Here is a 2,093-nt window from a genome sequence, read left to right on the forward strand (position 1 = left end):
GCATGCCGGTCACCAGCCGGTCGAACTGCGGCTGCTCACGCCGCCAGCGCAGCAGGGTCTTGTAGCCGGGCAGGGCAGGGTCCACCGCCCGCAGCCCCTTGGCCGGAACCCCATCCACAGCTTCGCCCGCACCTTGTCGCCCAGCGCCGGCGTATAGTCCCGGCGCCGCCCGCCGAACCGCGCGCCCCAGTTCCTGTGCCGCTCGTCTCGCAGGAACCCCAGCGCCTCGGCGAACGGCGCCTTGGTCCGCCGCCAGTGGCGATAGCTGGCCCACGACGGCATCCCCGGCGTCCCCACCAGATCGTGCACGCCCCCTCGCCGGCCCGCAGCCGCGCCAGCAGCGCCGCGGCCTTCGCCTCATCGAAGGCGTAGGCCCGCATCCACGCCCCGCGCCGCTTCGCCGCCGCCAGCTCCTCCCCGAACGGCGCGTTCTCCCGCGCCAGGCGTAGATCTGCCCATGCGACGGCATTCCCGCCTCACGCCCGATCGCCGACAGCGTTTCCCCCTCCCGAACCCGCGCCATGATCCGCCGCGCCAGCTCCCACTTGTCCGGATAGGCAAACGGCATGGCGAACAGCTCCGGCGGCGGCGATGGCAAATCAGAACAAATAGTGAACAAGTGCGGACCCTCAAGGCCCCGACACCTGCTCCCTCTGAATAGAGAAGGGTGGCCTCGCCGCAGCGTGCCGGGTGGGAAGCGTGGCTCAAAAAGAGCGCTGACCGCGCCGGGGTCGGGTCGTGCGAAGTTCGGATAGCGCACTTCCGTCCCGTTGCAGACCGTTCAGGGGTAGGTAGCTACATCGCCGGTCGTGGTTATCGTCGCACGCCGCGAACCGGACCGCCGGTCTGCCGGTAACCGGACCCCGGAATGACGGCCATGGGCGGGAAGCGGTCGTTACCGCAAGCGCAAATCCAGACACAGAAACGCCGCCGATCCTGAAACCGGCGGCGCATGTCTGTCAGAAGATCTTCTCTAGGGAAGCACGGCCTTGCGGCGGCGAAGCATCGCACCCGCCATGCCGAAGCCGCCGATCATCAGAGCCCAGGTCGCAGGTTCCGGAACGGCCGCAGGCGCCGCAACTCCAATTTGATCGGAAGTGGGGCCGCATCCAAGATGTGGTAGAGTTCGCGGACGTACCGCTTGGGTCGGTCAATCAGACGGGCATCTTTGGAAACTCCACGCTCGCGATTGTCGCCGGATGGGGTGACGTTGAGGCGGCGCGTCTGCTCCTCGCTGCCGCCGCCGACGTCCACCTGAAGGTGGAAGATGGCGACCCGCCCTGCACCGGGCGGTGGCTTTCGGCCACCCAGAGGTCGTCAAGCTGCTGATCGAAAGCGGTGCATCAGTTACCGAACGGAACGACGACGGTTGGAGCCCGCTTGAGCTTGCGATGAGCGCCGGAAACAGCAGCATTGTTGATCTGGTGCGGAGCGCCAGAGAATAAACGTCGCCAACGTCCGCTAAAGGTCGATTCTCTCCGTTGGGGCTCCAGCCACAAGCAGACCTTGGGCGCCAGGCCGGGACGCAGACGTTCGGGACGGAAGGGATGAGTCCCCGCGGACTTCGTATCGGCCATGGGGGGCGGGCGGCCTTGCCTCACAGCAAAGCCATCCGCCACCTCGAGGACTGTCTCCTACGCCGCCTTGTCATCCTCCAGCGTGAACCCCACCCGCAGCTCCACCTGGAAGTGCGCGACCTTCCCGTCCTCCACATGCCCGCGCATGTCCTTCACCTCGAACCAGCGAATGTGGCGCAGGGTGGAATTGGCGCGGTCGATGGCGGTGCGGACGGCGTCGTCGAAACTCACGGGCGAGGACCCGGCCAGCTCGACGATCTTGTAGACGGCGTTCTCGGACATGGTGGTCCTCCCAGGCGGCGGCGCCGTTGCGGCGCGCCCTTACGATCATCCAATCGCGCGGGAGACGTGAAGGTTGCGCGGCGCGGCCGTCTGGCCTGGCGCAACCGCTTCGCGGCCGTCAGTCCGCCACCCGGACAGACGCGGGCCCTCGGGTGCGGCCGGAGACGCCGCGCGTGGGCGGCCGACCCAGGCGGGCAAACCAAAGGGCCCTGACCGTGCGGTCCGGGGCCACAC

Annotated in this window: 3 protein-coding genes; 1 reads left to right on the forward strand and 2 read right to left on the reverse strand. The window is 68.1% G+C overall.

The window, feature by feature from the left end; all coding sequences use genetic code 11:
* Window positions 1-973: 973 nt before the first annotated feature.
* The gene (locus QZV94_RS25325) at window positions 974-1,087 is read right to left on the reverse strand and encodes a PEPxxWA-CTERM sorting domain-containing protein (protein WP_367255337.1); all 114 of its coding nucleotides are present in this window, start codon (window positions 1,085-1,087) and stop codon (window positions 974-976) included.
* Between the two features lie 193 nt (window positions 1,088-1,280).
* Between QZV94_RS25325 and QZV94_RS25330 the strand changes: the two genes are divergently transcribed.
* Window positions 1,281-1,445, forward strand: a complete 165-nt coding sequence (locus QZV94_RS25330) for an ankyrin repeat domain-containing protein (protein ID WP_367255340.1) — start codon at window positions 1,281-1,283, stop codon at window positions 1,443-1,445.
* A 189-nt stretch (window positions 1,446-1,634) separates the two neighbouring features.
* Here the strand turns inward: QZV94_RS25330 and QZV94_RS24700 are convergent, their stop codons facing one another.
* Window positions 1,635-1,859, reverse strand: a complete 225-nt coding sequence (locus QZV94_RS24700) for a dodecin (protein WP_293683073.1) — start codon at window positions 1,857-1,859, stop codon at window positions 1,635-1,637.
* Window positions 1,860-2,093 lie beyond the last annotated feature (234 nt).

The sequence above is a fragment of the uncultured Phenylobacterium sp. genome (assembly GCF_902826855.1).
GTDB lineage: Bacteria > Pseudomonadota > Alphaproteobacteria > Caulobacterales > Caulobacteraceae > Phenylobacterium.